24 protein-coding genes are annotated in these 25,701 nt (G+C 62.0%); 8 read left to right on the top strand and 16 right to left on the bottom strand.

The features are described 5' to 3' along the window. Genes AC1DZE_RS15555 through AC1DZE_RS15520 form a run of 8 tightly spaced genes read left to right on the top strand, consistent with a single transcriptional unit; the run spans position 1 to position 8,216 of the window. Positions 1–675 (top strand): class I SAM-dependent methyltransferase, encoded by a 675-nt coding sequence (locus tag AC1DZE_RS15555; protein ID WP_477700264.1) that lies wholly within the window; start codon positions 1–3, stop codon positions 673–675. Next, positions 672–1,388 (top strand): acylneuraminate cytidylyltransferase family protein, encoded by a 717-nt coding sequence (locus AC1DZE_RS15550; protein WP_477700263.1) that lies wholly within the window; start codon positions 672–674, stop codon positions 1,386–1,388. The genes AC1DZE_RS15555 and AC1DZE_RS15550 overlap by 4 nt, the downstream gene beginning before the upstream one ends. Beyond that, positions 1,385–2,431 (top strand): N-acetylneuraminate synthase, encoded by a 1,047-nt coding sequence (neuB, locus tag AC1DZE_RS15545; protein ID WP_477700262.1) that lies wholly within the window; start codon positions 1,385–1,387, stop codon positions 2,429–2,431. The genes AC1DZE_RS15550 and neuB overlap by 4 nt, the downstream gene beginning before the upstream one ends. A 33-nt stretch (positions 2,432–2,464) precedes the next feature. Then, entirely contained in the window at positions 2,465–3,487 is a 1,023-nt protein-coding gene (locus tag AC1DZE_RS15540) for a hypothetical protein (RefSeq protein ID WP_477700261.1), read from the top strand. Beyond that, positions 3,487–4,701: a UDP-N-acetylglucosamine 2-epimerase gene (neuC, locus tag AC1DZE_RS15535; RefSeq protein WP_477700260.1), complete on the top strand. Its 1,215-nt coding sequence runs from the start codon at positions 3,487–3,489 to the stop codon at positions 4,699–4,701. The genes AC1DZE_RS15540 and neuC overlap by 1 nt, the downstream gene beginning before the upstream one ends. A gap of 11 nt (positions 4,702–4,712) precedes the next feature. Then, a complete protein-coding gene (locus AC1DZE_RS15530; RefSeq protein WP_477700259.1) occupies positions 4,713–4,910 on the top strand; it encodes a hypothetical protein in 198 nt (65 codons plus the stop codon). Between the two features lie 35 nt (positions 4,911–4,945). After that, the gene (locus AC1DZE_RS15525) at positions 4,946–6,421 is read left to right on the top strand and encodes a DegT/DnrJ/EryC1/StrS family aminotransferase (protein ID WP_477700258.1); all 1,476 of its coding nucleotides are present in this window, start codon (positions 4,946–4,948) and stop codon (positions 6,419–6,421) included. Beyond that, positions 6,408–8,216, top strand: coding sequence for a polysaccharide biosynthesis protein (locus AC1DZE_RS15520; RefSeq protein WP_477700257.1), 1,809 nt, complete (start codon positions 6,408–6,410; stop codon positions 8,214–8,216). The genes AC1DZE_RS15525 and AC1DZE_RS15520 overlap by 14 nt, the downstream gene beginning before the upstream one ends. Before the next feature lie 17 nt (positions 8,217–8,233). Here AC1DZE_RS15520 and AC1DZE_RS15515 read toward each other — a convergent pair whose 3' ends face one another. The 16 genes from AC1DZE_RS15515 to AC1DZE_RS15440 form a co-directional block, all read right to left on the bottom strand. After that, on the bottom strand, positions 8,234–8,896 hold the full coding sequence (locus AC1DZE_RS15515; protein ID WP_477671341.1) for an LON peptidase substrate-binding domain-containing protein: 663 nt from the start codon (positions 8,894–8,896) through the stop codon (positions 8,234–8,236). Positions 8,897–9,025: 129 nt separating this feature from the next. Further along, the gene (gene accD, locus AC1DZE_RS15510) at positions 9,026–9,898 is read right to left on the bottom strand and encodes an acetyl-CoA carboxylase, carboxyltransferase subunit beta (RefSeq protein WP_457279350.1); all 873 of its coding nucleotides are present in this window, start codon (positions 9,896–9,898) and stop codon (positions 9,026–9,028) included. An 88-nt stretch (positions 9,899–9,986) separates the two neighbouring features. After that, positions 9,987–10,805 (bottom strand): tryptophan synthase subunit alpha, encoded by an 819-nt coding sequence (gene trpA, locus AC1DZE_RS15505; RefSeq protein WP_477671342.1) that lies wholly within the window; start codon positions 10,803–10,805, stop codon positions 9,987–9,989. Continuing rightward, positions 10,802–12,103 (bottom strand): tryptophan synthase subunit beta, encoded by a 1,302-nt coding sequence (gene trpB / locus AC1DZE_RS15500; RefSeq protein ID WP_477671343.1) that lies wholly within the window; start codon positions 12,101–12,103, stop codon positions 10,802–10,804. Before trpB ends, trpA begins: the two co-directional genes overlap by 4 nt. Continuing rightward, on the bottom strand, positions 12,081–12,806 hold the full coding sequence (locus tag AC1DZE_RS15495) for a phosphoribosylanthranilate isomerase (RefSeq protein WP_477672732.1): 726 nt from the start codon (positions 12,804–12,806) through the stop codon (positions 12,081–12,083). The genes trpB and AC1DZE_RS15495 overlap by 23 nt, the downstream gene beginning before the upstream one ends. After that, complete coding sequence (truA, locus tag AC1DZE_RS15490; RefSeq protein ID WP_477671345.1) at positions 12,803–13,597, bottom strand: tRNA pseudouridine(38-40) synthase TruA; 795 nt, start codon at positions 13,595–13,597, stop codon at positions 12,803–12,805. Before truA ends, AC1DZE_RS15495 begins: the two co-directional genes overlap by 4 nt. Before the next feature lie 49 nt (positions 13,598–13,646). Beyond that, positions 13,647–16,373 carry a FimV/HubP family polar landmark protein gene (locus AC1DZE_RS15485; protein WP_477700256.1) on the bottom strand — a complete coding sequence of 909 codons (2,727 nt, stop codon included), beginning with the start codon at positions 16,371–16,373 and terminating at the stop codon, positions 13,647–13,649. Between the two features lie 253 nt (positions 16,374–16,626). After that, the gene (asd, locus tag AC1DZE_RS15480; protein WP_477700255.1) at positions 16,627–17,766 is read right to left on the bottom strand and encodes an aspartate-semialdehyde dehydrogenase; all 1,140 of its coding nucleotides are present in this window, start codon (positions 17,764–17,766) and stop codon (positions 16,627–16,629) included. A 282-nt stretch (positions 17,767–18,048) separates the two neighbouring features. Beyond that, positions 18,049–19,119, bottom strand: a complete 1,071-nt coding sequence (gene leuB, locus AC1DZE_RS15475) for a 3-isopropylmalate dehydrogenase (RefSeq protein ID WP_477700254.1) — start codon at positions 19,117–19,119, stop codon at positions 18,049–18,051. 4 nt (positions 19,120–19,123) lie between these two features. Next, on the bottom strand, positions 19,124–19,660 hold the full coding sequence (locus AC1DZE_RS15470) for a hypothetical protein (protein WP_477671349.1): 537 nt from the start codon (positions 19,658–19,660) through the stop codon (positions 19,124–19,126). Between the two features lie 14 nt (positions 19,661–19,674). Then, entirely contained in the window at positions 19,675–20,325 is a 651-nt protein-coding gene (leuD, locus tag AC1DZE_RS15465; RefSeq protein WP_477657140.1) for a 3-isopropylmalate dehydratase small subunit, read from the bottom strand. 129 nt (positions 20,326–20,454) lie between these two features. Beyond that, positions 20,455–21,876, bottom strand: coding sequence for a 3-isopropylmalate dehydratase large subunit (leuC, locus tag AC1DZE_RS15460; RefSeq protein WP_477671350.1), 1,422 nt, complete (start codon positions 21,874–21,876; stop codon positions 20,455–20,457). A gap of 46 nt (positions 21,877–21,922) precedes the next feature. Then, the gene (locus AC1DZE_RS15455; protein ID WP_477671351.1) at positions 21,923–22,900 is read right to left on the bottom strand and encodes a LysR family transcriptional regulator; all 978 of its coding nucleotides are present in this window, start codon (positions 22,898–22,900) and stop codon (positions 21,923–21,925) included. A 299-nt stretch (positions 22,901–23,199) separates the two neighbouring features. Then, the gene (gltA, locus tag AC1DZE_RS15450; RefSeq protein WP_477671352.1) at positions 23,200–24,510 is read right to left on the bottom strand and encodes a citrate synthase; all 1,311 of its coding nucleotides are present in this window, start codon (positions 24,508–24,510) and stop codon (positions 23,200–23,202) included. A gap of 27 nt (positions 24,511–24,537) precedes the next feature. Next, positions 24,538–24,867, bottom strand: coding sequence for an FAD assembly factor SdhE (locus tag AC1DZE_RS15445; protein ID WP_477671353.1), 330 nt, complete (start codon positions 24,865–24,867; stop codon positions 24,538–24,540). 106 nt (positions 24,868–24,973) lie between these two features. Next, positions 24,974–25,678 (bottom strand): succinate dehydrogenase iron-sulfur subunit, encoded by a 705-nt coding sequence (locus AC1DZE_RS15440; protein WP_122955671.1) that lies wholly within the window; start codon positions 25,676–25,678, stop codon positions 24,974–24,976. Between the last annotated feature and the right edge of the window lie 23 nt (positions 25,679–25,701).

Raw genomic sequence — 25,701 nt, 5'->3', positions numbered from 1 at the left:
ATGAGCTGGAACCCGGTCTGGGAGACCGTATATCAATCGCGCGTCTGGGGCCAATATCCCGGCGAAGACGTGATCCGTTTCGTGAAGGGCCGCTTCTCGCAGGCGGGGGAGCCATCGCGCGTGCGCCTGCTCGAGGTCGGCTGCGGCAGCGGTGCGAACCTGTGGTTCATGGCGCGCGAAGGATTCTGTGTGCACGGAATCGATGGCTCGGACACCGCCGTGGGTCTGGCGCGAGAGCGGCTCGAGCGCGAGTGCCCGGCGTGGTCGGCGACAGGAGGGCTCGTGCAGGTGGGTGATGCCCTGCGGCTGCCATATCCGGACAACTACTTCGACGGCATCCTCGACGTGGTGGCAGTGTGCTACTGCGGCTTCGAAGATGCCCAGCAGGTTTATCGCGAGATGGCGCGGGTGGTGAAGCCGGGCGGGCGCCTGTTCAGCCGGATGTTCGCGCGCGGCTGCTGGGGCGACGGCACCGGTGAAGCGGCCGGGCGCGACATGTGGTGGTGCAGCGAAGGGCCGCTGGAAGGGTTCGGCGCAACGCGCTTTGCTGCTGAGGAGGATGTCCCCGTGCTGCTGCAGGGCTGGACCGTTGCCGGCGTCGAACGTGGGAGTTTCACGATGCAGGGCGGACAGCGCGAGATCCGCCATCTGCTGGTCGAAGGGATCAAACAGTGAGCGCTCCGCGCCAGAAGACCGTTGCGACGATCTGCGCCCGGGGCGGCAGCAAGGGGCTGCCGCGCAAGAACGTCCGGCCGTTCGCGGGCAAGCCGCTGATCGCCCACACGATCGAGCAGGCGCGCGCCTGTCCCCTCATCGAAGCGGTATACGTCTCAACCGATGACGACGAGATTGCTGCCATCTCCCGCGAGTGGGGCGCACAGGTGCCGTACCGGCGTCCGGCTGAACTGGCCACCGACGCTGCGGCGAAGATACCTGCGATCGAGCATTTGATCGCTTACCTGGAGAGCCAGGGTGAACGCATCGACCTTGTCGTGGACCTGCAACCGACCTCACCGCTGCGCACGCAGCAGGACTTGGCGGATGCGATCCGGCTCGCACCGCAGGCTGACCTCATCGTCACGGTGACGGAGCCGTCGCACAATCCCTACTACTCGCTCGTCGAAGCCCGGTCCGATGGCACGCTGTGTGTGAGCAAGGCCGAGGGGTTCGCGCGTCGGCAGGACGTCCCGCCGGCGTGGGGGCTGAACGGCTCGATCTATGTCTGGCAGCGTGCTGCCCTGGCGCGGGCGGCCGTGGACGGCTTTTGGAGCGTCGGCATCCGCCCCAGCGTCATGCCCCGGCACCGGTCGGTGGACATCGATGACGCCCTCGATTTCGAATGGGCCGAATGGCTCTGGCGGCGGCAGGGAACGGCGGGGCAACCATGACAAAGCATGTGTTCGTGATCGCGGAAGCGGGCGTGAATCACAACGGCAGCGTCGACCTCGCGCTGCAACTGGTGGACGCCGCTCGCGATGCCGGCGCCGATGCAGTGAAGTTCCAGACGTTTCGCGCCGAGGACGTCGTGACGCCGCAGGCCGCGACCGCGGACTACCAGCGCGTCAACACCGGCGAGACCAGCCAGTTCGACATGATTCGGAAGCTGGAGCTCGACGAGGCGGAGCACGCCCGGATGGCGCGGCATTGTCTCGACCGCGGCATCGAATTCTGCTCGACGCCCTTTTCGGAAGACGCCGTGGCGATGCTGGTGCGGCTCGGCGTGCGGCGCATCAAGTTGCCGTCCGGCGAGATCACCAATAAGCGCCTGCTCGAATGCGCTGCGGACACGGGTTTGCCGCTGCTGATGTCGTCGGGCATGGCGACGCTCGCGGAGGTGCAGCGGGCGATCGAATGGATCGCAGCGCGGTGGCGCCGCGGGGGATTCCCGCCACCCGGTCCGGACACGCTGAGCCTGCTGCATTGCACGTCGGCGTATCCCGCGCCGCCGGAGTCCCTGAACCTGCGCGCGATCCCGACCATGGCGCTGGCGACCGGCTTGCCGGTGGGGTATTCCGATCACAGTTTGGGCGGCGAGGCCGCGCTGGCGGCGGTCGCACTCGGAGCCACTGTGATCGAAAAGCACATCACACTGGACAAGTCGCTGCCCGGGCCGGATCACCGTGCATCGGCCGATCCGCAGGAGTTCGCGGCCGTCGTCAAGGGTATCCGTACGGTGCAAACCATGTTGGGCGATGGGGTGAAGCAGCCGCAGGCGATTGAGCAGAACACACGCGACGTCGCGCGGCGCAGCGTCGTCGTGTTGCGCCAGCTCCCGCGCGGCCACCGGCTCGGCGAAACCGATATCGGATTGCGTCGACCTGGTACCGGTATTGCGCCGGAACAATGGGACCAAGTCCTGGGGCGGCCGCTGGCCGAGGACGTCGCGGCCTATACGACCTTGCAGTGGTCCATGCTCGAAGGCGAGGGGTAGCGGGCCGGCCGACGTAGGCCAAGCCTGCACATCATGATCGGCGGCGAGCACTTCTTGCGCGTGCCCCCGGCGGTAAAAGATAGCATGGGCGACATGCTATCCCGCCGGGTCGGTGCGGCTACCCTGTTCGCTAGTGGCCGCGATGCGCTGTACTCGCTTCTCGCCGCACTGCCTTGCCGGGCTGTGTATCTGCCCGACCTTATCTGCCGCTCGGTGTTCGATGCATGCAGGACGGCTGGAAAGAAAGTGATCTTCTACGAGACGGGCCCCGATCTTGCCGGGATGGGGCTACCGGGAGCGCTTGGTCCCGGCACTTGCGTCGTGGTGATGCACTACTTCGGGCGTGCGAACCACCGGCTGCTGGAGGCCGCCCAGGCATCCGGAGCCACGATCCTCTCAGACGTCACGCACATGTTGTTCGCACCGGAAAGCCTCGAGGCGATCGCTGTGGCTTCGGAGTATGTGTTCGCCAGCCTGCGCAAGTCAGGCCCGTTCCCGGACGGCGGATTCGTCGCCTCGAGGCACCGGCCCGCGGTGGAGGCGACGGGAGCGGTGCGCGACGATTTCGTCGCCTACCGGGCGGCGGGGCTGCTTTCCCGCGGATTCTCGGCCCTCCAGGACTTCCCGGACGACGAGAACCTCCGCTGGACTCGCATGGCGGAGGCGATCCTCGACGCGTCATCGCCGGCCGATCATCGGGGAAGTTTTCTTTCGCGTGAACTTCTTCACACTGTCGCGATGGATGACGCGATAACCCGCACCCGCAGCAACATGGAAGTGCTATCCGCATCGCTGCGTGACGCCTGCCACTGCTTCAGCACTGCCGACGCGCCATCCCCCTACTTCCTCTGCAGGTTTCCGACGAAGGTGCACCGCGACAAAGTGCGGGTCGAACTGGCGCGCCACCGCTATTTTTTTCCCGTCCATTGGGATACGAGCTGGCAGGAGGAGGGTCACCCCCTCTCGGACACCGGCCTGAGCATCCCGTGCGACGGCCGCTACGGCGAACGGCAGATGAAGGCTGCGGCGGGCGTAGTCCTGTCGTGTCTCTCGTAATGAAGATTGCCATCCTGACCACCGCCCGATCGGACTTCGGGCTCCTGAAGCGGGTCATCAACCTCAGCGCCGAACGGTTCGGCGTGGACCTCCTGGTTGCAGGTTCCCATTTCCTGCGCTCGCGCGGCGAAACGGTGCAGGACGTGGAGCGGGAGTTCGGCGGCCATGCCACTGTGCGCATGACCCGCTTCGCGGTCATGCAGGAAGACATCTCTTCTGCGCACGACCAGGCCCGGACCATCGCTGAAACACAGCTGGCCGCATCGCGCTGGTTCGAAGCTAACGCGTGCGAGCTTCTCCTGTTCCTCGGCGACCGTTGGGATCTCTGGGGCGTCACGTTGCCGGCGTTCCTCCATGGCGTACCGCTTGCGCACATCAGTGGCGGCGAAGTGACCGAGGGGGTGATCGACGATGCGGTCCGGCACTCGCACACGAAGCTCTCCTGCCTCCACTTCGCTGCCGCCGACGCGTACGCGCATAACATCAGCAGGATGGGTGAAGAAGACTGGCGAATCAGCGTGGTCGGCGAATGCGGGCTCGACGCGATCCATTCGGGCGACATCGCCACCGCCGATGAGGTCCGTGAGCGCTTCGGTATGGATCTGGCCAGGGACACTCTGCTGGCTACCTTCCATCCATCCACGCTCGACACGCAGGTTCCGGTAGAGGCGCAGGTCGGCTCCTACCTGGAGGCGCTGTCGCGGTTCCCCGACCACCAGATCGTCTTCACGGCGCCCGGCGTGGAACTCGGTGGGGATGCGGTGCTGTCGGCGCTGCGGCAGTTTGTCGCGGCGCGCCCGAATGCCCGCCTCGTGGAGCATTTTGGCAGCCGCTATTACCTGGCCGTGCTGGGCGCATCAAGGCTGGTGGTGGGCAACTCCTCAAGCGGCGTGGTGGAGGCGGCCTCCTTTGGCGTGCCGGCCGTGAACGTGGGACAACGGCAGAAGAACCGGCTGGCTGCCGACTCCGTGCAGCACGTGCCCTGCAACGCGCCCGAGATCGAGGCCGCGATCGGCCGCGCCCTGTCAGATGAGTACCAGGCGTTCGCGCGCCGGTGCACTAATCCGTACGACCCCTTCCGGGACGGGAAGAACTCCATGCGCATCGTGGACGCCGTCGAGCGTGCACTGACTGCCGTTCCCAGCTCACAACTGAAAGTGAAGAAGTTCGACACCGACCTCCATCCAGACCAGTGGAATACTCTCCTGAGATAGGGGCCCCCAAGATGACCTGCATCTGTGTCATTCCCGAAGCCTGCGTGCACTACAATCGAAATTTGGAGATGGCGTCCCGGCTCGTCGGGCAGCAGATGGATGCGAGCATCCGGGTTCTCTGTGATCAGATGCGGAAGATTCACTACGCCACCGTGCTTTCAACGACGCCAGTCGACGCCGGGCTGCTGGATAACGCCGATACCTTCTGAGTCCGATGAACGCAGAACAATTCCAGCAACTTCTCGTGCCGCTGTCGATGCCGTGGGTGGACGCCGTCGTCCGGATGGACGAGGCCGCGCAGGGTCTGCTCCTCGCACTGGACGACACCGGCAGGCTGCAGCGCACCGTGACGGACGGGGACTTGCGGCGCGCTCTCCTGCGGCACAGCCCCGACACGCTCACCCTCGCGGGCTTGCCGAGCCGTCCGCCTCTTGTGGTCGGGCAGGCAGCGACCCTTTCCGAAGTGCAGCAGCTGATTGCGCGCCACGGCATCTCGCATGTGCCGGTGACCGACGCCAACGGGCGACCGGTTGACCTGATCACCAGCCGGGAGTTGTCGCAGCGCATCTGGTTGTCTTCGCCGCACCTCGGCGAAGAAGAAACAGCGTTCGTCGAGGACGCCTTCAAGACCAACTGGATTGCACCGTTGGGCCCTCACGTCGATGGGTTTGAACGCGAACTGGCCGAGCATGTCGGGGTTGCGCACGCCGCAGCGGTCAGTTCAGGAACTGCCGCCATTCACCTGGGCTTGGTCCTGCTGGGCGTCAAACCGGGAGATACCGTATTTTGCTCCTCACTGACCTTTGTCGGCAGTTGCAACCCCATCCTTTATTGCGGAGCAAAGCCGGTATTCATTGATTCCGAACCCCAGTCCTGGAACATGTCGCCCGCAGCGCTGGAACGCGCTTTTGAGTGGGCCAAGCGCGAGAGCCGGCTGCCTGCATGCGTTGTGCTGGTCAACCTCTACGGGCAAAGTGCTGACATGGACGCGCTGCTGCCAATCTGTGAGCGGTATGGTGTTCCAGTGCTTGAAGATGCCGCCGAATCGCTTGGCGCACATTACAAGGGTAAAAGCAGCGGAGCCTTTGGCCGGGTGGCTGTCTATTCCTTCAACGGCAACAAGATCATCACTACTTCGGGAGGCGGAATGTTGGTGGCTGATGATTCCGACCTTATCGCAAGAGCGCGAAAACTCTCGACACAGGCACGGGAGCCCGCTCCCCACTACGAGCACACAGAAGTCGGATTTAACTATCGCATGAGCAATGTTCTGGCCGGAATTGGGCGAGGGCAGCTGCGGGTGCTGGAGCAGCGCGTTTCGCAGCGCCGGCGCGTGTTTGAGCGGTATGTGGAGGCAATGGCAGATTTTCAGGAAATGCAGTGGATGCCGGAGCCGGAAGGCTGTCACTCCACCCGATGGTTGACATGTTTCACATTGAACGGGCCAGATGCTGCAGGGAGGAGCCGCGATGTGATGAAGGCGCTTGAGCGGCACTTGATTGAGGCGAGGCCGGTCTGGAAACCCATGCACTTGCAGCCACTCTTTGAAGGTGCTCCTTATTTTTCGCATGAGTCCGGTGTTGATATCTCTGCGGACCTTTTTCGAACGGGTATCTGTTTGCCCTCGGGTTCAAATCTTGATGCGGCTCAGCAAGACCGCGTGATTGATCATTTACGGCATGTCCTGCTCATGACGGAGGGCCGTCGTGCGCTTGCGTAAAGAGACTGTTTCGCTGTGGACTGCAGATCTCTTGCTGGTTTGTCTAGGGTGGTGGGCAGCATTTTGGCTGCGGTTTAATTTTGATATTCCTGAGGAGTTTGAAGCACTCGCCCTACAGAGCATGCCATGGGCGTTGGCTGGGTCTGCGGCCGGACTGGTCATTGCACGCGTTGACCGCCAAATCTGGAAGTACATTGGCCTGCCCGAGCTGCGGCAACTGGTATGGGGGGTGTTTCTCGGTGGACTGTTGGCTGCCGCAGCTGTGCTGATGATCCGGTATCCAAATTTTCCGCGATCTGTCCTCCTGCTGCATCCACTCGTTGCATTGATATTGCTTGGCGGAGCTCGCGCTGCCTGGCGGACATTTGTTGAGCACGGTAGCCCGTCGGACGAATCCCGGGCCTTGTTGATTGTCGGATCGCTTCATGATGCTGCCGATGCCCTGCGTGCAATCAAGGGATCCAGGCAATGGCATTGTGTGGGTATTGCTTCATCCGTTGAGTCCGAGCAAGGGCGTTATCTTCACCAAATACCGGTATTGGGACTTCCGGCTGGAATTGCCGACATGGCTGCGTCTACGGGTGCATCAACTGCGCTCATTGCCAGTCCGCCGGGCTCTCGGGAGCGTCGCGAGGTCCTCATGCAGTCCAGTCCGCCCGGACTGACGTTGCTAACCATGCCGAGGCCGGATGAATGGTTGCAGTCCGAGAGTGCAAGTCCGAGGAAAATCGAACTGGAAGATTTGCTGGGCAGGCAGGCGGTGGAACTGGACACGCAGGGACTGGCGGAGCTTTTTTCGGGTCAAACCGTGTTTGTATCGGGTGCTGGCGGGTCTATCGGGTCGGAACTTTGCCGGCAGATTGCGCGATTGGGTGTCGCCCGGCTGGTTTGTGTGGACGCCTCCGAGATTGCCATTTACAAGCTGGAGCAGGAACTGCGGGAAGCGCATCCGCAGATGCAAGGTCTCTATTACACGGCCAATGTCAGGGAGCATGCCCGCTTGCAGGCCATCGCAATGCAGTACAAGCCCTCGGTGTTTTTTCATGCGGCAGCGTACAAGCATGTCCCATTGATGGAGTTGAATAACGAAATCGAAGCGGTCCGAACCAATATTCTCGGAACCATTCACGCCGCTAAAGTGGCCGGTGCATGCGGTGCCCAGAAGTTCGTCTTGATCTCCACTGACAAGGCAGTGAATCCCACCAATATCATGGGAGCCACCAAACGCATGACGGAACTCGTGGTGCAGAGCATTGCACGCGAGTACACCGACACCCAGTTTGTGTCGGTTCGGTTCGGAAATGTTCTGGGCTCAAGCGGCTCTGTGGTTCCGCTGTTCACTGAGCAAATTGCGCGTGGTGGCCCGATCACTGTGACGCACCCCGACATCGTGCGCTATTTCATGACGATTCCGGAGGCCGCCAAATTAGTACTGCAGGCCGGGCTTATGGGACGCAGTGGCCAGATTTACGTGCTCGATATGGGTGAGCCTGTAAAAATTGTGGATCTGGCCCGGATGATGATTCGTCTTTCGGGTAAATCCGAACACGACATTTCGATCACTTTTACCGGTTTGCGTCCCGGCGAAAAACTATTTGAAGAATTGATGGCTGATGACGAAACCACGGAGCCCACTCCCCATCCCAAACTCCGTGTGGCCAAATCGTCGGGCGATCAGGCCGTTGCCATCGACGATGTAACAGCCTGGATATCCGCTGTTGGTGCCGCACCGTCCGGCGAAACCGTGAAGGCTTGGTTAACCAGTCATGTTCCGGAGTACAAATCCCGGATCTGATTTCGCTGGTTCCTTGTTTACAGCGAAATTCCTGTGCGCTCCAGAATGTCGCTGACCAGTTCCAGCCGCATCAAGGGGTTGTCCAGTTGCATCAGGCGCTGCTTTAATTCCAGCGGCATCGGCAACAGTTCGCACCAGCGGTTGGCGACCCATCCGCAGTCGTTCAGCCTGTAGGGCGCCAGTAGCGGCATTTGTGCTTGCGGCACCTCGCGTTCCTGCAGGCTTGTAATCAGCTTGCCCAGGGCATTGGCCGTGGCCTGCAGGTCAACCGGAATTTCCACCGGTTGGTCGTCTTCCAGCCGGGTGACATCGGCAATCCACAGGCCATGCCTGAGTTTTTCGCGGCGGGTGATTTCAAAGCGCTGCGCACCGGTGCAGCGTATGGCCATCAGGCCCGGTTGCGGGCTAGAGAACTCGGTAATGGTGGCCAGGGTGCCGATGGTGCTGAAGGCCTCGTTCGCAAAGCCGTCGCCCGTGGGGGTGCCTGCATCGGCGGGCCGGCGTACCTCGGAGCCTTCGGTGAGTGAAACAACGCCGAAAGGCGCACCCGCCTTGTGGCATTTGCCGATCATGTCGAGGTAACGGACCTCAAAGATGCGCAGCGGCAACACGCCGCCGGGGTACAGCACCGCGCCCAGCGGGAACAGGGGAAGGGAGGTCAGTGTCAGGGCTTCTGGCATGGTCTCATCGTGCTTTGGAGTGCCGTGAACCACATCATCCCATGTGACCCGCGCGGTGAATTTTTCGTGCGGCTGATACGCCTTTTATGCCTTGGGACTTATGCCTTGCTTCCGGGAATTGCCGGCCTCTCAGCTGACGGCATCGGCTGGCTGGCGCAGCAGCATGGCCAGGGAGTTGGCCACGGTCTTGCGCAGTTCCCTGCGGTCGCAGATCAAATCGACTGCGCCCTTGGTTTGCAAAAACTCGGCGCGCTGAAAGCCTTCAGGCAGCGTGACGCGCACGGTGGACTCAATGACGCGCGGGCCGGCAAAGCCGATCAGGGCCTTGGGCTCGGCGATCACGATGTCGCCCACGAAGGCAAAGCCGGCGCTCACACCGCCCATGGTCGGGTCGGTCAACACGCTGATGTAGGGCAGGCCTTTTTTGGCCAGGCGGGTCAGCGATGCATTGGTTTTGGCCATTTGCATCAGGCTTAGCAGGCCTTCCTGCATGCGTGCGCCGCCGGTGGCGGTAAAGCAGATGAAAGGCACTTTTTGCTCGATAGCGGCGTGCACGCCGCGCACAAAGCGCTCGCCCACCACGCTGCCCATGCTGCCGCCCATGAAATCAAACTCAAAGCAGGCGACCACCACGCCGATGCTGTGAACGGCGCCGCCCATCACCACCAGGGCGTCGGTTTCCTGGGTGTTTTCCAGGGCTTCTTTCAGGCGTTCGGGGTATTTGCGGCTGTCCTTGAACTTGAGGGCGTCGACGGGCAGCACTTCCTGGCCCAGTTCATAACGGCCTTCCGGGTCCAGAAAGGCGTCCAGCCGGGCGCGCGCGCCTATGCGGTGGTGGTGACTGCACTGCGGGCAGACGTTCTGGTTTTTTTCCAGGTCGGTTTTGTAGAGCACGGCTTCGCAACTCGGGCACTTGATCCACAGGCCCTCGGGCACACTTCGACGCTCGGTCGGATCGGTGGGGCTGATTTTTGGGGGAAGAAGTTTTTCTAACCAAGACATTGGGTAAGTCCTTAGGGTGTCGAGCGGGATCCAGACGCATTTGCCGGGCGAAAAGCGCAATTATGCGCCGGGTTTCGCCCATTAAAAGTCAGTCCAAAGCAGTACGGATTTCCTTCAAAAAGTCCCTGGCAACGATTGCCACCTTGTCACGCGGCTGGTTTTCAATCAGCTGGATGATCTTGCTGCCGATCACCACCGCGTCGGCCACCTTGCCGATGGCCTTGGCCGTGGCGGCGTCGCGAATGCCGAAGCCCACGCCCACGGGTACGTTCACATGCTTGCGGATGCGCGGCAGCATGGCCTCCACGGCGTCCACGTCCAGCGTGCCGGCGCCCGTCACGCCCTTGAGCGAGACATAGTAGACATAGCCGCTGGCGACTTGCGCCACCTGGGCCATGCGGGCGTCCGTGCTGGTGGGGGCCAGCAAAAAGATCAGGTCCATGCCGTGGGCGCGCAGCCGGGCGGCAAATTCCACGCATTCTTCGGGTGGGTAATCGACGATGAGTACGCCGTCCACGCCGGCCGCGGCAGCGTCGCGGATGAAGGCGCTTTCGGTTTTGCTGCCGCCGTGTTTGATGTCGTAGCGTTCGACCGGGTTGGCGTAGCCCATCAGAACGACGGGGGTGGCGCTGTCTTTGGTGCGGAACTGGCGCACCATCTCCAGCACCTGCGCCAGGCCGATGCCCAGGGACAAGGCTTTTTCACCCGCCTTCTGGATGACAGGGCCGTCGGCGCTGGGGTCGGAAAAGGGCACGCCCAGCTCGATCACGTTGGCGCCGCCGGCCACCATGCTGTGCATCAGCTCGGGGGTAACGTCGGCAAAGGGAAAGCCCGCCGTGACGTAAGGGATCAAGGCCTTGCGGCCCTGGCTTTTCAGTGTGGAGAAGGTGGTGGCAATGCGGCTCATGATTGCACCCCGCTGCCCTTGGCGCCGCTGGCATCGAACGAAGCCGCGGTTGTCGCACCACCCTTGACAGAGAAGCCCCGCATCGAAGGCCGGTCGTAAAACTCCGCGCCCGAAAGGTCGGCTACCGTGCCGATGTCCTTGTCGCCCCGGCCTGAGAGATTGACGAGCAGGCTCTGGTCTGGGCGCATGGTGCGAGCCATCTTCATTGCGCAGGCCACGGCATGGCTGGATTCAAGCGCCGGAATGATGCCCTCGGTGCGACACAGGTAGTGAAAAGCTTCCAGCGCCTCGGTGTCGGTGATGCCGACGTATTCGGCACGGCCGATGTCTTTGAGGAATGCGTGCTCGGGGCCGACGCCGGGGTAGTCGAGGCCCGCGCTGATGCTGTGCGTTTCGGTCACCTGGCCGTCGTCGTTTTGCAGCACATAGGTGCGGTTGCCGTGCAGCACGCCGGGCAGGCCACGCTGCAGCGACGCGGAGTGCTTGCCGCTGTCCAGGCCTTCACCTGCGGCCTCGACGCCGATCAAGCGGGTTTTGGCGTGCTGGATATAGGGATGGAAGATGCCCATGGCGTTGCTGCCGCCGCCCACGCAGGCGATCACTGCGTCGGGTTGCTTCGTGCCGATGAACTCCGGCATCTGCTGCAGGCATTCGGTGCCGATCACGCTCTGGAAGTCGCGGACCATCATGGGGTAGGGGTGGGGGCCTGCCACGGTGCCAATGATGTAGAAGGTGTTGTCCACGTTGGCGACCCAGTCGCGCATGGCTTCGTTGAGCGCGTCTTTCAGCGTCTTGCTGCCGCTTTCGACCGGCACCACGGTGGCGCCCAGGAGGTTCATGCGGTAGACATTAGGGCTTTGGCGCTTGACATCTTCGCTGCCCATGTAGACCACGCATTCCAGGCCGTAGCGGGCGCAGATGGTGGCCGTGGCCACGCCGTGCTGACCGGCGCCGGTTTCAGCAATCACGCGCGGCTTGCCCATGCGGCGCGCCAGCATGGCCTGGCCTATGGTGTTGTTGATCTTGTGCGCGCCGGTGTGGTTCAGGTCTTCGCGCTTGAGGTAAATCTGCGCGCCGCCTTGTTCACGGCTCATGCGTGCGGCGTGGTAAATCGGAGAGGGGCGGCCTACGAAATGCGCCAGCTCGGAATGGAATTCGGCGAGGAACTCCGGGTCGTGCTGGTATTTGGCGTAGGCGTCTTTGAGCTCATTGATGGCGTGCGTCAGGGTTTCTGAAACAAAACTGCCGCCGTAAATTCCGAAATGGCCTGAAACGTCAGGCTGGTGGTACTCGTACATGGTTAAGACTCTTTGCAAGTAGTTCGTCGGCGGCGCGAACGGCCGCTACAAACTGGTTGATCTTGTCGGCGCTTTTGATTCCCTTGGAAATCTCGACGCCCGAACTGACATCAACGGCCAGCGTTGTGCAACGCGGCCTGACTTGCAAAATGCCATCGATCACGTTTGCAGGCGTCAATCCACCAGACAAAACGAGGTGAGCGCTGACGTTTGGAGGAAGAAGTGACCAATTGAATGTTTTCCCGCCGCCACCATAACCTTCGACATGAGCGTCGAGCAGGATGGCTTGTGCGGCCTTGAAGTCTTGTGCGTATTTTACGAGATCAAAGCCGCCGGAGGTTCCAGGCGTGCTTTCAGTGGTTTTTTCACCAAGTGGAATGCGTGCGGCGCGCATGAACGGGCGCCCGGCCTCCAGGCAGATCTCGGGTGTTTCGTCACCATGAAATTGTAGTAAAGCCATTGGTAGGCCTGCGCAAGCAGCTATGATTTTTGTAGCGGGGGCATTGACGAAAAGCAGCACCGGCGTCACGAAAGGAGGCAGGCGGCGAGCCAGTTCGGCGGCGCGTTCGGCTGTCACATGGCGCGGGCTGGCTTCGTACATCACAAACCCGATTGCATCGGCTCCGGCAGCCACGGCCGCGTCCACGTCTTCCTCGCGGGTGAGGCCGCAGATCTTGATTCGGGTGCGGGTGGCGGGCGTCATGGAAGCCAATCATAGGCCGCTGTGCGACTTGGGAGGCCATAGTGGTCTTCATAGACCGGTCCCAAGAAGTACAACCCATCGGGTGAAAAAGTGGGCGCGGCTGCGTCGCGGCTGCGCGCATCCCTTACCTCGGCCAGCCAGCCTGGCGGGTAGTTGCCCTGGCCGACAGCCACCAGGCAGCCCATGATGTTGCGAATCATGTGGTGCAAAAAGGCGTTGGCCTCGAACTCGAAGCGCCAGTATTTGGAGCCCGTACCGGCACGCTCGGAGATGTCGATCCGGCTGATCGTTTTGACGGGGGACTTGGCCTGGCACTGCGCGGCCCGGAAAGAGCTGAAATCGTGCTCGCCAATGAGGTGCGTGACAGCCTGTCGCATCGCAGTGCCATCCAGTGGCCGGTACACCCAGCCGACACGCCCGGCTTCCACGCTGGGCCGCACTGGTGATTCCAGCACGACGTAGGCGTACCTGCGTGCGATGGCGCTACCGCGACAATGGAATTCGTCGGGGACCTCGCGTGCCCATTGCACCGCGATGTCACCGGGTAAAAAGGTGTTGGTGCCGCGCACCCATGAGGCAATGTCGCGCTGCAGCGGCGTGTCAAAGTGCACGACCTGCATCAGCGCATGCACGCCAGCGTCGGTGCGCCCGCAGCAGAGGGTACGAATCGGCTGGGCGGCAAACTTGGCCAAGGCCAGCTCCAGCTTGTCTTGCACGGTATTGCCCGAGAGCTGGCTTTGCCAGCCCTCGTAGGCACTTCCGCTGTAGCTGATGCCGAGGGCAATCCTCACGGTTGAACCCCGGCCGGTGCGCAGTGAACGCGGTGCGTTCAGGCTGCGCTCACGCCAAGGCGTTCAGGAACGCCTGCGCCTTGACTTTCAACGGGCCACTGGCTTCTGCCAGCACTTCTTCGGCCAGCGAGCGGGCACCGTCGGTGTCACCCAGCGAGCGGAACTCTTCGGCCAGCATGAACTTGGTTTCAAGCGGGTCATCCGACGAAGAAGATACTTCAAACTCAGGAGCGGGACTCTCCGTTGTTGGGCCATTCAGGTCAAGTGAAAGCGAGCCCAGGTCGAATTCCAGCATGCCGCTGTCGGCTACTGCCGGGGCCGGAGCGGCCTTGACCGGCGGAACCGGTTTGGCTGGCGGGACGAACGGCTCGGGTTCAAAGTTCAGGCCTTCGGACAGAAAGGAAATCTCGGGTGCCGCTTCGGCGGGTTTGGCCGCAGCAGGTGCCGGTGGCTTGGCCGCAGGCATGGCAACCGTTGCGCTGCTGAAATCCATGTTCAGGGCGGCGGGTTCCGGTTTCCTGACGACGGGCGGGGCAACTGGTTTTGGTGCAACGGGTGCCGATATTGCCGCAGGGGTCGTGGCTGTATCAGGCTCATCACCGAGTGAGAAATCCAGGTCAAGATCAACGTCCACGGCCGGTGTTGGCGCAGGGACATTGACCGGTTGAGCCACCATGGCCACGGTACCGCCCGGGCTGAACGCCGAGGTCCCGGCGGCGGAGGCTGTGCCGGCGGGCTGTCCGCCAGGCTGGTACATCGGGTTCGAAGGGTCGAGCTCGCGGCCCATCTCGGTGATGTACGCCCATTCCGGGCCATTGCCGTGGGTCAGATTGAAGGCTTCGATGGCGACAGTTTCAAATGCCTTGCTGTCGCGGCGTTTTGCATAGATTTCCATCAGCTTGGCGTGAATTGCCACGCGCATGGGGCTGGTGCGCATCGCCTCCTTGAGGATTTCTTCAGCTTGCAGGTCGCGTCCATATGCCAGGTACACATCGGCTTCGGCTACGGGGTCTACGTCGCCAGCGGCGTCCAATTGACTGGGCGAATACACCAGGGACGAGCCCGTGGCGTTGCCTTCATTCGTGTCAATTCTTTGGCCGCCGCTGGCGCCGAAAAAAGAATCGGGCTGCAACCTGCTTTCAAGGAAAGAGCTGTCAACCTGGGCCCCACCGGCGCGCTGGCGGTACCGGTAAAAACCGAATCCGGCGAGCAACGCGACCAGAAGGCCTACGCCCGGCAATACCAGGGGGTTTTCCAGCAGTTCGTCGAGCAGGCTGGGTTCAGGTGGCGGCGGAGGCGGCGCAACAACCGGTTTTTTGGGTGCTGCCGGAGCGGCTGCCACCGGTGCGACGGGTTCGCTGGCCGCGGGGGCTGGTTGTGAAGCCGCTGCAAGCGGCTCGGCGCTTGCAGCCGTGGCTGAGGCTGCAGAGGCGGGTGCCATGGGAACCGCAGGCGTCGTGCCCGCAACTGCTGCGCTGGCCGGCTGTGTGGCTGTCACCGCTGCCTTGGTGGATGCCGATGCGGCGATGGAAGGCGCCGAAGCTGCCGGAGCCGCCGCAGGTGTGGGGACTGTAACGCTGGACGGAACTGGAACAGCCACACCTGGCGTTTTGGCTGCGCTGGCTGCGGGTGCCGCTGCCGGACCGCTTCCGAGTTTGTTGAGCTCGTTGATATTTTTGGACAGCTCCGCGACCCGTGTCGAGGCTTCTTTGGCTTGCCGTTCCTTGGCAATCTTTTCTTCGGCGGCTGTCGCTGCCTTGCCCTTGACGGCTCCCTTGGACAGGGTGAGCTTGTCGGGGGTGGTGCTGGCAGGCGCCCGGTCTTCCACCTTGGCCTCCACCTTGCCGCCGGCCTGGCGGTCGGCACCGGCTACCTGTGCCGCTGGCACGCCTTCTGCGAGTTTTCGGCGGAAAGTGTTGAAGTCCTTGCTTTGCGCGACGATGGTCTGGGTAGCTTCGCCGGGGGAGACGGCGCCGGCCGATTCGGCGGTCGGGATGTCCAGCACGGCGCCGGACTTGATGCGGTTGACATTGCCGCCGATGAAGGCATCCGGGTTGCTTCGGAGCAAGGCGACCAGCATCTGGTCCAGTGAAATGCTGGACGGCTTGTTCTGGGCAGCGATTTTGCCTGCGGTGTCACCGGATTTGACGGTGACCTGTGTGTCGCCGGCGGGGGCTTTTTCCGCCTTTGCCGCAGGTGCCTTGGCTACGGGGGCGGGCCTGGTGGCACTGGAGCCGGGGCCTGACGGGGAATAGGGGATGGACGCAATGCCTTTGGAGGGCGGCGCGGCATTGGGCGAACCGGGGCGCGACAGCACAGGTGCAGTTGGCGCAACTGCTGTGCCGCTACTGCCGGACCGCAGTGCCGGCGGGTCAAACAGCATGGTGTAGTCGCGTGTAATTCGCCCGTTCGACCAATTGGCCTCCAGGATGAGGTCCACGAAAGGCTCGGTAACGGGGCGGTTGCTGCTCAATCGCAGGAAAGACCGTCCGTCCGTCCGACGTTGCAGGCTGACTTCGACACCGGTGACCACCGTGCCGTATTCCATGCCTGCTGCCTTGAAGGCTTCTGCCGGTGCAACACCGGCCCGAAGGCTGGCTGCTTCATCGGGCTTGAGGTCCGTGATCTCGATTTCGGCGCGAAGGGGTTCACCCAGCGCCGATTGAACGGTGATCCGGCCCAGCGCAAGCGCATGGGCTTCAAGACTTGCCAGGCTGCCCAGCAATGCAATGGCACTCGCCAGGGCGCCAATACGCCAACGACCGCGTTTATTCATGGGGTTGGGAGCCTCCAGTGCTCGGTCTGCATGTAACTTTATTCTGCTTAAGCGCACAAAAACCTCGATGCGAATTTTCGAAAAACAACCTTAACATCAAGGCATTAGGCTGACAAGCTAAGACACCACTTAAGTTTTGACACATCGAGTTAGCATCAACTTACATGTTCAGGATGTTGTCAGACGACAACGCACGGAAACAAGTGGTTACGGATGAGTGGCCGCATGTTGGCAACCGCTCACCCCGAATTATTTACCCCTGAAGCAGTATACGAAGCATGCGGCGCAGCGGTTCGGCCGCACCCCAGAGCAACTGATCGCCCACGGTGAAAGCACCGAGGTAGTCGGGGCCCATGGCCAGTTTGCGCAGGCGACCCACCGGAATCTGCATGGTGCCCGTCACGGCGACGGGTGTGAGGTCCTTGATCGAGGCCTCACGCGTGTTGGGCACAACTTTGACCCACTGGTTGTCTGCGGCGATCATGGCCTCGATATCGGCCAACGGCACGTCCTTCTTCAGCTTGAAGGTCAGGGCCTGACTGTGGCAGCGCATCGCGCCTATGCGCACGCAGAAGCCGTCGACCGGCGTTTCAGCCGTGCCGAAACCAGCACCCTGGCCCAGGATCTTGTTGGTTTCCGCGCCGCCCTTCCATTCTTCCTTGCTCATGCCGTTACCCAGGTCCTTGTCGATCCAGGGAATGAGGGAGCCACCCAGCGGCACGCCGAAATTGGCCGTCTCATCGCTATTCAGTGATTGCTGTTTGGCCAGCACGCGGCGGTCGATTTCCAGGATGGCTGATTTGGGATCGTCCAGCAAGGCGCGGACTTCGCTATTGAGCGTGCCATATTGGGTCAGCAGCTCGCGCATGTGCTGGGCGCCGCCGCCGGACGCCGCCTGGTAGGTCATGCTGGTCATCCATTCGACCAGGCCCGCCTTGTACAGCGCGCCCACGCCCATCAGCATGCAGCTCACCGTGCAGTTGCCGCCAATCCAGTTCCTGCCGCCCTTGGCCATGGCGTTCTGGATGACGGGCAGGTTAACCGGATCCAGGATGATGATGGCATCGTCGTTCATGCGCAGCGTAGAGGCTGCGTCAATCCAGTGGCCCGTCCAGCCGGCCGCGCGCAGCTTGGGGAAGACTTCAGTGGTGTAGTCGCCGCCTTGGGCCGTGATGATGATGTCGCACTTCTTCAGCGCTTCAATGTCAAAGGCGTTCTTCAGGGTAGTCTCGTTTTTGGCCTGAGCGGGGGCTTTGCCGCCGGCGTTCGAGGTCGAGAAGAAAACCGGCTCGATCAGGCCGAAGTCGCCTTCGGCCTGCATGCGGTCGATCAGGACCGAACCGACCATGCCGCGCCAGCCGACGAGTCCCGTGAGATTGCCTTTGAGTTTCATTGTGTTGCCCTTCAAAAAGTCAAAAATAAGGCTTTTTGGCCCGGCTCATCGAGCCGGCAGGGCACGACGAACCAGGCTTGCTAGCCTTTAATGGTGGTCGTTTTGGTGATCTGGGCAAAAACCGGCGCAGCGCTGATCGCGCGCGAAGCGGCGATAAAGCGGGTGAGTGCGGGGTTTTTGCGCATGGTGTTAATTGTAGCCAGGCTTGGCTTTATCGGGGCTGACAGCCGCCTCAAATCCGTTTTTTGCCCTTGGTTTGAGGCGATTTGCGGTAAAAAAACGTCAGGCCAAGGCTTTGACGACCGCATCACCCATCTGCACCGTGCCGACCTTCGTCGTGCCTTCGCTGTAGATGTCAGGCGTGCGCAGGCCCTGGCTCAACACGGCGTCCACGGCTTTTTCGATGCGGGCGGCGGCTTCGGGCTGGTTCAGGCTGAAGCGCAGCATCATGGCCGCGCTCAGGATGGTGGCCAGCGGATTGGCCACGCCCTTGCCGGCGATGTCGGGTGCGCTGCCGTGGCTGGGCTCGTACAGGCCCTGGTTTTTGTCGTTCAGGCTGGCCGAAGGCAGCATGCCGATGGAGCCGGTCAGCATGGCGGCGGCGTCGCTCAGGATGTCGCCGAACATGTTGCCGGTGACCACCACGTCAAACTTCTTGGGCGCCTTCACCAGCTGCATGGCGGCGTTGTCCACATACATGTGGTCCAGCGCGACGTCGGGATACTGCTTGCCGACTTCGGTGACCACGTCTTTCCAGAGCTGGAAGGTTTCCAGCACGTTGGCCTTGTCGACGCTGGTGACGCGCTTGTCACGCTTGCGGGCGGCCTGGAAGGCCACGTGGGCGATGCGTTCGATCTCGGGGCGCGAATAGCGCATCGTGTCAAAGGCCTCTTCCGAGCCGGGGAAATGCCCGTCGGGTGAGACGCGCCGGCCTCGGGGCTGGCCGAAGTAGATGTCGCCGGTCAGTTCGCGGATGATCAGGATGTCCAGGCCGGACACCAGCTCACGCTTGAGGCTGGAGGCGTCCACCAGCTGTGCATAGCAAATGGCGGGGCGGAAGTTGGCAAAGAGGCCAAGGTTCTTGCGCAGGCCCAGGATGGCTTGCTCGGGGCGCAGCGGACGATCCAGCGTGTCATATTTCCAGTCACCCACAGCGCCGAACAGCACGGCATCGGCTTCCTTGGCCAGTTTCAGCGTACTTTCGGGCAGTGGATGGCCATGGGCCTCATAGGCGGCGCCGCCGACCAATGCGCTTTCGGTTTCAAACTTCAGGTCGAGCGCCTTCAAGACCTTGACGGCTTCCGCGACGATTTCGGTGCCGATGCCGTCACCAGGGAGGATTGCGATTTTCATGGGATTAATCCAGGATTTCAGAAAAACTGGCCGGGCAAAAGTAATTGCTGCCCGGTACAGGGATGGGGGTTGAACTGGTAGTGTCGTTGACCACGATGGTGCAACGCTTGTCTTTCCAGATCAGGTCGGCAGTGTATTTTTTCTGCGGATCGGCGACGAAGCGGACAGCTACCGGTCCACACTTTGACTTGTAGGTTATGTTGTTCGCAAAATGCTGCTCCTGCGCATAGGCGCGAATCTGCACCGGGCCAGCTTGCGGAAGTACTTCAACAATGTCTTTGCGTTCGCGGCCGGCGTAGGTCCGGCTGGCTTCTATGGTGTTCAGAGCCACACCTACATCCTTGAAGCCTTCGCATGACGCGCTTTGTGGGCTCACACCAAATCGCGCTGTGCCATTCGAGAAGGAGCGCAGCCGAAGCGTCGCGGCATTCGCAGGGGCGTTCTTTTCGATGGCTGCCAGCTGGGTTTGGTCGCGATTGACCGCTTCCATCGTCGAGCAGCCCGTCAGGCCGGTCAGCAGGGCAACCACCAGTCCTGCCATGCGCGAGTGCGCCATCATCCTGCCACCGTGTGGTTCAGCCAGGGCTTGGTTGCCAGGCGCTCGGCTTCAAAGGCCTTGATCTTGTCGCTCTGGCGCAAGGTCAGGCCAATGTCGTCCAGGCCGTTGAGCAGGCAGTACTTGCGGAAAGCCTGCACGTCGAAAGGCAGCTCCTCGCCCTGCGGCTTGACGATCACTTGCCGTTCCAGGTCGACCGTGAGCTGGTAGCCGGGGAAGGCCAGCGCTTCGTCGAACAGCTGCGCCACCTGCGCCTCGGGCAGCACAATGGGCAGCAGGCCGTTCTTGAAGCTGTTGTTGAAGAAGATGTCGGCGTAGCTCGGCGCGATGATCGCGCGAAAGCCATATTGGTCCAGCGCCCAGGGCGCGTGTTCACGCGAGGAGCCGCAGCCGAAGTTCTTGCGCGCCAGCAGGATGGAGGCGCCCGCGTAGCGTGGCTGGTTCAGCACGAAGTCGGGGTTGGGCTTGCGGCTGGCCGGGTCCTGGCCGGGAAAGCCCGCGTCCAGGTAGCGCCATTCGTCAAACAGGTTGGGGCCAAAGCCTGTCTTGCGGATGGACTTGAGGAACTGCTTGGGGATGATGGCGTCGGTGTCGACGTTCTCGCGGTCCATCGGGGCGACCAGGCCCTTGTGTACGGTGAATTTCTGCATGGGATTCTCTCCTTCACTCTATCGAAATAGTTTCTTGCCAAGAAACACCGCGGAACCGGCTTTGCCGGGCCGCAGGTGTTGCCCCCTTGAGGGGGTTCCGGCTACACGAAGTGAGCCGAGACAGGGGTGTCACACAAACTTTCTGATGTCAACAAAGTGGCCGTGCACGGCGGCCGCGGCGGCCATCGCCGGGCTCACCAGGTGCGTACGGCCACCGGCGCCTTGCCGGCCTTCGAAGTTGCGGTTACTGGTGGATGCGCAGCGCTCGCCCGGCTCCAGCCGGTCGGCGTTCATGGCCAGGCACATCGAGCAGCCAGGCTCACGCCATTCAAAGCCGGCGGCCACAAAAATCTTGTCCAGCCCTTCGCGCTCGGCCTGTTCCTTGACCAGGCCTGAGCCCGGAACGACCAGCGCAAGCTTGACGTTCTTGGCAACCTTCTGGCCGATCTTCTTGATGACGGCGGCTGCCTCGCGCATGTCCTCGATGCGGCTGTTGGTGCAGGAACCGATGAACACCTTGTCGATGTACAGGTCGTTCAGCGCCTTGCCGGGCTCCAGGCCCATGTACTTCAACGCGCGTTCGATGGCATCGCGCTTGTTGGCGTCTTTTTCCTTGTCGGGGTCGGGCACGCGGTCGTCAATCGACAGCACCATTTCGGGCGAAGTGCCCCAGGTGACTTGCGGCAGGATCTGGCTGGCGTCGAGCTCGACCACGGCGTCGAACTTCGCGTCGGCATCCGAGTGCAGCGTGTTCCAGTATTTGGCGGCCATGTCCCATTCGACGCCGGTGGGCGAGAGCAAGCGGCCTTTGACGTAATCAATGGTTTTCTGGTCTACCGCCACCAGGCCAGCGCGCGCGCCGGCTTCAATCGCCATGTTGCAGACCGTCATGCGGCCTTCCATGCTGAGCGCACGAATCGCCGAGCCGGCAAATTCAATCGTGTAACCCGTGCCGCCAGCCGTGCCGATCTTGCCGATGATGGCGAGCACGATGTCCTTGCCCGTCAAGCCTGGGGCCAGCTTGCCTTCGACCTTCACGAGCATGTTCTTGGCTTTTTTGGCCAGCAGGGTTTGCGTCGCCATCACGTGCTCGACTTCGCTGGTGCCGATGCCATGTGCCAGCGCGCCGAAAGCGCCGTGGGTGGAGGTGTGCGAGTCGCCGCAGACGACCGTCATGCCGGGCAGCGTGGCGCCGCTTTCGGGGCCGATGACATGCACGATGCCCTGGCGTTTGGAGAGGAAGGGGAAGAAGGCGGCCGCGCCGAATTCCTTGATGTTGCTGTCCAGCGTGGTGATCTGTTCCTTGCTCACCAGGTCGGTGATGCCGTCGTAGCCCAACTCCCAGCCGGTGGTCGGCGTGTTGTGGTCGGCCGTGGCGACGATGGAGCTGATGCGCCAGACCTTGCGGCCGGCCTCGCGCAGGCCTTCAAAGGCCTGCGGGCTGGTGACTTCGTGCACCAGGTGGCGGTCGATGTAGAGGATGGCCGTGCCGTCGTCTTCGGTATGAACGACGTGCTCGTCCCAGATTTTGTCGTAGAGGGTGCGTCCCATGGGTTTCCTTCGTGATCTCTCGTTATCGTCTGTCGTGGGGGTGATTTTAGGCCGCTGCACTCGCAGCCATGGCTGCGGTTTTGGCAGCTTGGGCCGCGTTGGTGTGTGGTGCGGCGGGCTGTGTGAGGTGTTCCACCAGCAGCCGCGCCGTCAGGGGCAGGGTGGAAAAGTCACGCGCTACCAGCTGGATCTGGCGCTCGGCCCAGGCGTCGAGCAGGGGAAGGGACTCGAGCTCACCGACGCCGTGCATGAGTTCAAAGGCGCGCTGCGGCATCACGCCGACGCCCAGGCCGTTGTGGATCATGCGACACATTGCGTCCAGGCCGGTGACATGGATGCGCAGCTTGATGGTGCGGCCCAGTCGGGCGGCCGCTTCGCGCATGGCCAGGTAAATCGAACTGTTGGAGTGCAGTCCGACCTGGTCGTAGTCCAGTGCTGCTTCAAATTTGATAGCGCCTTGCGTACACAGGGCGTGGCCCCTGGGCACAATCAATACCAATTTATCGGTGCGGTAGGGCAGTACCTGCAGGTCACCCGCGCCGTCGGCAGTATTGCAGATGCCCAGATCGGCCGCGCCTTCCTGCACCGCGCGGACCACCTCGGTGCTCAGATGCTCTTCCAGGTCGATCTTGATGCCCGAATGCTCGCGGGTGAAGGCGCCCAGGTCTTCCGGCAAAAACTGCACGATGGCCGAGATGCTGGCGTGCACGCGCACATGGCCGCGCACGCCGTCGGCGTATTCGCTGAGCTCGCTCTGCATTTTCTCGAGGCTGAACAGCACCGAGCGCGCATGGTGGAGCAGGCTTTCGCCGGCGGGCGTCAGGTCAACACCGCGGGTGTGGCGGTACAGCAGCGGCGTGTCCAGCGTGATTTCGAGGTCGGAGAGGCGTTTGCTCACGGCTGAGGCGGCAATGAATTCGCGCTCGGCCGCCTTGCCGATGCTGCCGAGCTCGCACACAGCCACAAAGAGCTGAAGCGAGGTCAGATCAATGCGGCGGGCAAAGTTGCGTTCGGAGCTTTTCATGGCGTGGGCGTGACGTCATCGTGTTAGACGATGGTGAAACGCTATTTTGCTACCATGATTGGTGTTTTGTCATCGCAATGCACGATGCCCTGCTTGCCAATAGGCGTTTTCAGCCTGGGCCACCAAAATTTTTGATTTTTTAAGGCTCTAGCCCAATAACGACGGGCGCAAGCAGCTATCAAAAACGTAGCAGACAGCCGCGGGGCCTGCGGAACCTTGAGATGCGCCGCAGGGCTTTGGGGCATGAAAAAGCCCGCCGATGTTGCCAAGGGCGGGCTTTATGTCAACGCGTTGGCAGCTTAGCGCTTGGCCAGCGGCAACACCTGACGTGTCGTGGAGCCGGTGAACAACTGGCGTGGACGGCCGATCTTGTACTCGGGGTCGCCGATCATTTCATTGAGCTGGGCGATCCAGCCGACGGTACGGGCCAGCGCGAAGATGGCCGTGAACAGTGGCACCGGGATGCCGATGGCGCGCTGCACAATGCCGGAGTAGAAGTCGACATTGGGGTAGAGCTTGCGCGACACGAAGTATTCGTCTTCCAGGGCGATTTTTTCCAGCGCCATGGCGAGCTTGAACAGCGGATCGTTTTCCAGGCCCATTTCCTTGAGCACTTCCTTGCAGGTTTCCTGCATCAGCTTGGCGCGCGGGTCGTAGTTCTTGTAGACGCGGTGGCCAAAACCCATCAGCTTGACGCCGGAGTTCTTGTCCTTGACCTGCTTGATGAAGTCACCGATTTTCTCGATGCCGCCGGCTTTCTGGATGTCGCCCAGCATGTTGAGTGCCGCTTCGTTGGCGCCGCCGTGTGCCGGGCCCCAGAGGCAAGCCACGCCAGCGGCAATCGCTGCAAACGGGTTGGTGCCGGACGAGCCGCACAGGCGCACGGTGGAGGTCGAAGCGTTTTGCTCGTGGTCTGCATGCAGGATGAAGATGCGGTCCAGCGCGCGTTCAAGCACGGGGTTGACCTTGTACTCTTCGCACGGCGTGGCGAACATCATGTGCAGGAAGTTGCCGGCGTAGCTCAGGTTGTTCTTGGGGTACATGTAGGGCTGGCCCACGGTGTACTTGTAAGCCATGGCGACCAGCGTCGGCATCTTGGCGATCAGGCGGATGGCAGAGATGTCGCGGTGCTCGGGATTGGTGATGTCGGTGCTGTCATGGTAGAAGGCCGACAGGGCGCCGACCAGGCCGGTCATGATGGCCATCGGGTGCGCGTCACGGCGGAAGCCGCGCAGGAAAAACTGCATCTGCTCGTTGACCATGGTGTGGTTGGTCACGCGGCTGACGAAATCTTTCTTCTGCTCGACATTCGGCAACTCGCCGTACAGCAACAGGTTGCAGGTTTCCATGTAGTCGCAGTTGGTGGCCAGCTGCTCGATGGGGTAGCCGCGGTACAGCAACTCGCCCTTGTCGCCGTCGATGTAGGTGATGGCGGACTGGCAGGACGCGGTCGACAGGAAACCGGGGTCATAGGTGAACATGCCGGTCTGGGCATACAGCTTGCGGATATCAACGACGTCCGGACCAACGCTGCCCTGGTAGACCGGCAACTCGATGCTGGGGCTGCCGTTGCTGAAGGACAGGGTGGCTTTGTTGTCAGCTAGCTTCATTTCGTGCTTCTTTCTTTCGTATCAGTGTCAATGGAGGACGGACGCGTAATCGGGGGCCGGCGCTGCGGGCTGCAGCAACTTTAAAACTTCATGGGCTTCAGAAGTAGAGGCACTTGCCTTGGCCGCTTCATCGGGCAGCTGGCCGGCAACTTTTCGTTTTAACAGCAGGTCCAGCAAATCGTTGTCGGACAAATCCATTAAATCATTTAACCCTTTAGCCTGCCTGACGGTTAGCGTCGCTTCGTGCGCCAAAAAGAAGCGCTCAATCAGCAAATCGTTTTCCAGCAGGCCGCGCCGGCAACGCCACTTGAGCTTGCTCAGGGCACGCTCGTCGAGCAGGGCGTCGGCGGTTTCCATATCGTTCAGGCCGTAGAGGTTTCGCCGCCGGGCCGCCCCAAGGCGAAACACGCCCCCTCGGGGGGCAGCGTAGTACGCGAAGCGACAAGCGTGGGGGCCATATTGGTCACACTGTCCGCAAAACCATCATTTCCTTGATCTTGCCAATCGCCTTGGTCGGGTTCAGGCCCTTGGGGCAGACGTCGACGCAATTCATGATGGTGTGGCAGCGGAACAGGCGGTACGGGTCTTCCAGATTGTCCAGGCGCTCGGCGGTGGCTTCGTCTCTGGAGTCGGCGATGAAGCGGTAGGCCTGCAGCAGGCCGGCCGGGCCGACAAACTTGTCGGGGTTCCACCAGAAGCTGGGACAGGAGGTGGAGCAGCTGGCGCACAAAATGCACTCGTAGAGGCCGTTGAGCTCATCACGCTCTTCGGGACTCTGCAGGCGCTCTTTTTCGGGCGGCACGTTGTCGTTGATCAGGTAGGGCTTGATCGAGTTGTACTGCTTGAAGAACTGCGTCATGTCGACGATCAGGTCGCGCACCACAGGCAGGCCGGGCAAGGGCTTGAGGATGATGACCTCAGGCAGCGTGCGCATGTTGGTCAGGCACGCCAGGCCGTTCTTGCCGTTGATGTTCATGGCGTCGGAGCCACACACACCTTCGCGGCACGAGCGGCGAAAGCTGATGGTCGGATCCTGCGCCTTCAGCTTCATCAACGCGTCCAGCAGCATGCGCTCGTGGCCGTCGAGCTCCACCTCGATGGTCTGCATGTAGGGCTTGGCATCGGTGTCCGGGTCGTAGCGGTAGATCTTGAAGGTGCGTTTGGTCATGGGGTTCTCGCTTCTTGTAGGGT

This window comes from Polaromonas sp. P1_F1 (genome assembly GCF_056405795.1).
This window is presented reverse-complemented; position numbering and strand designations above follow the sequence as displayed.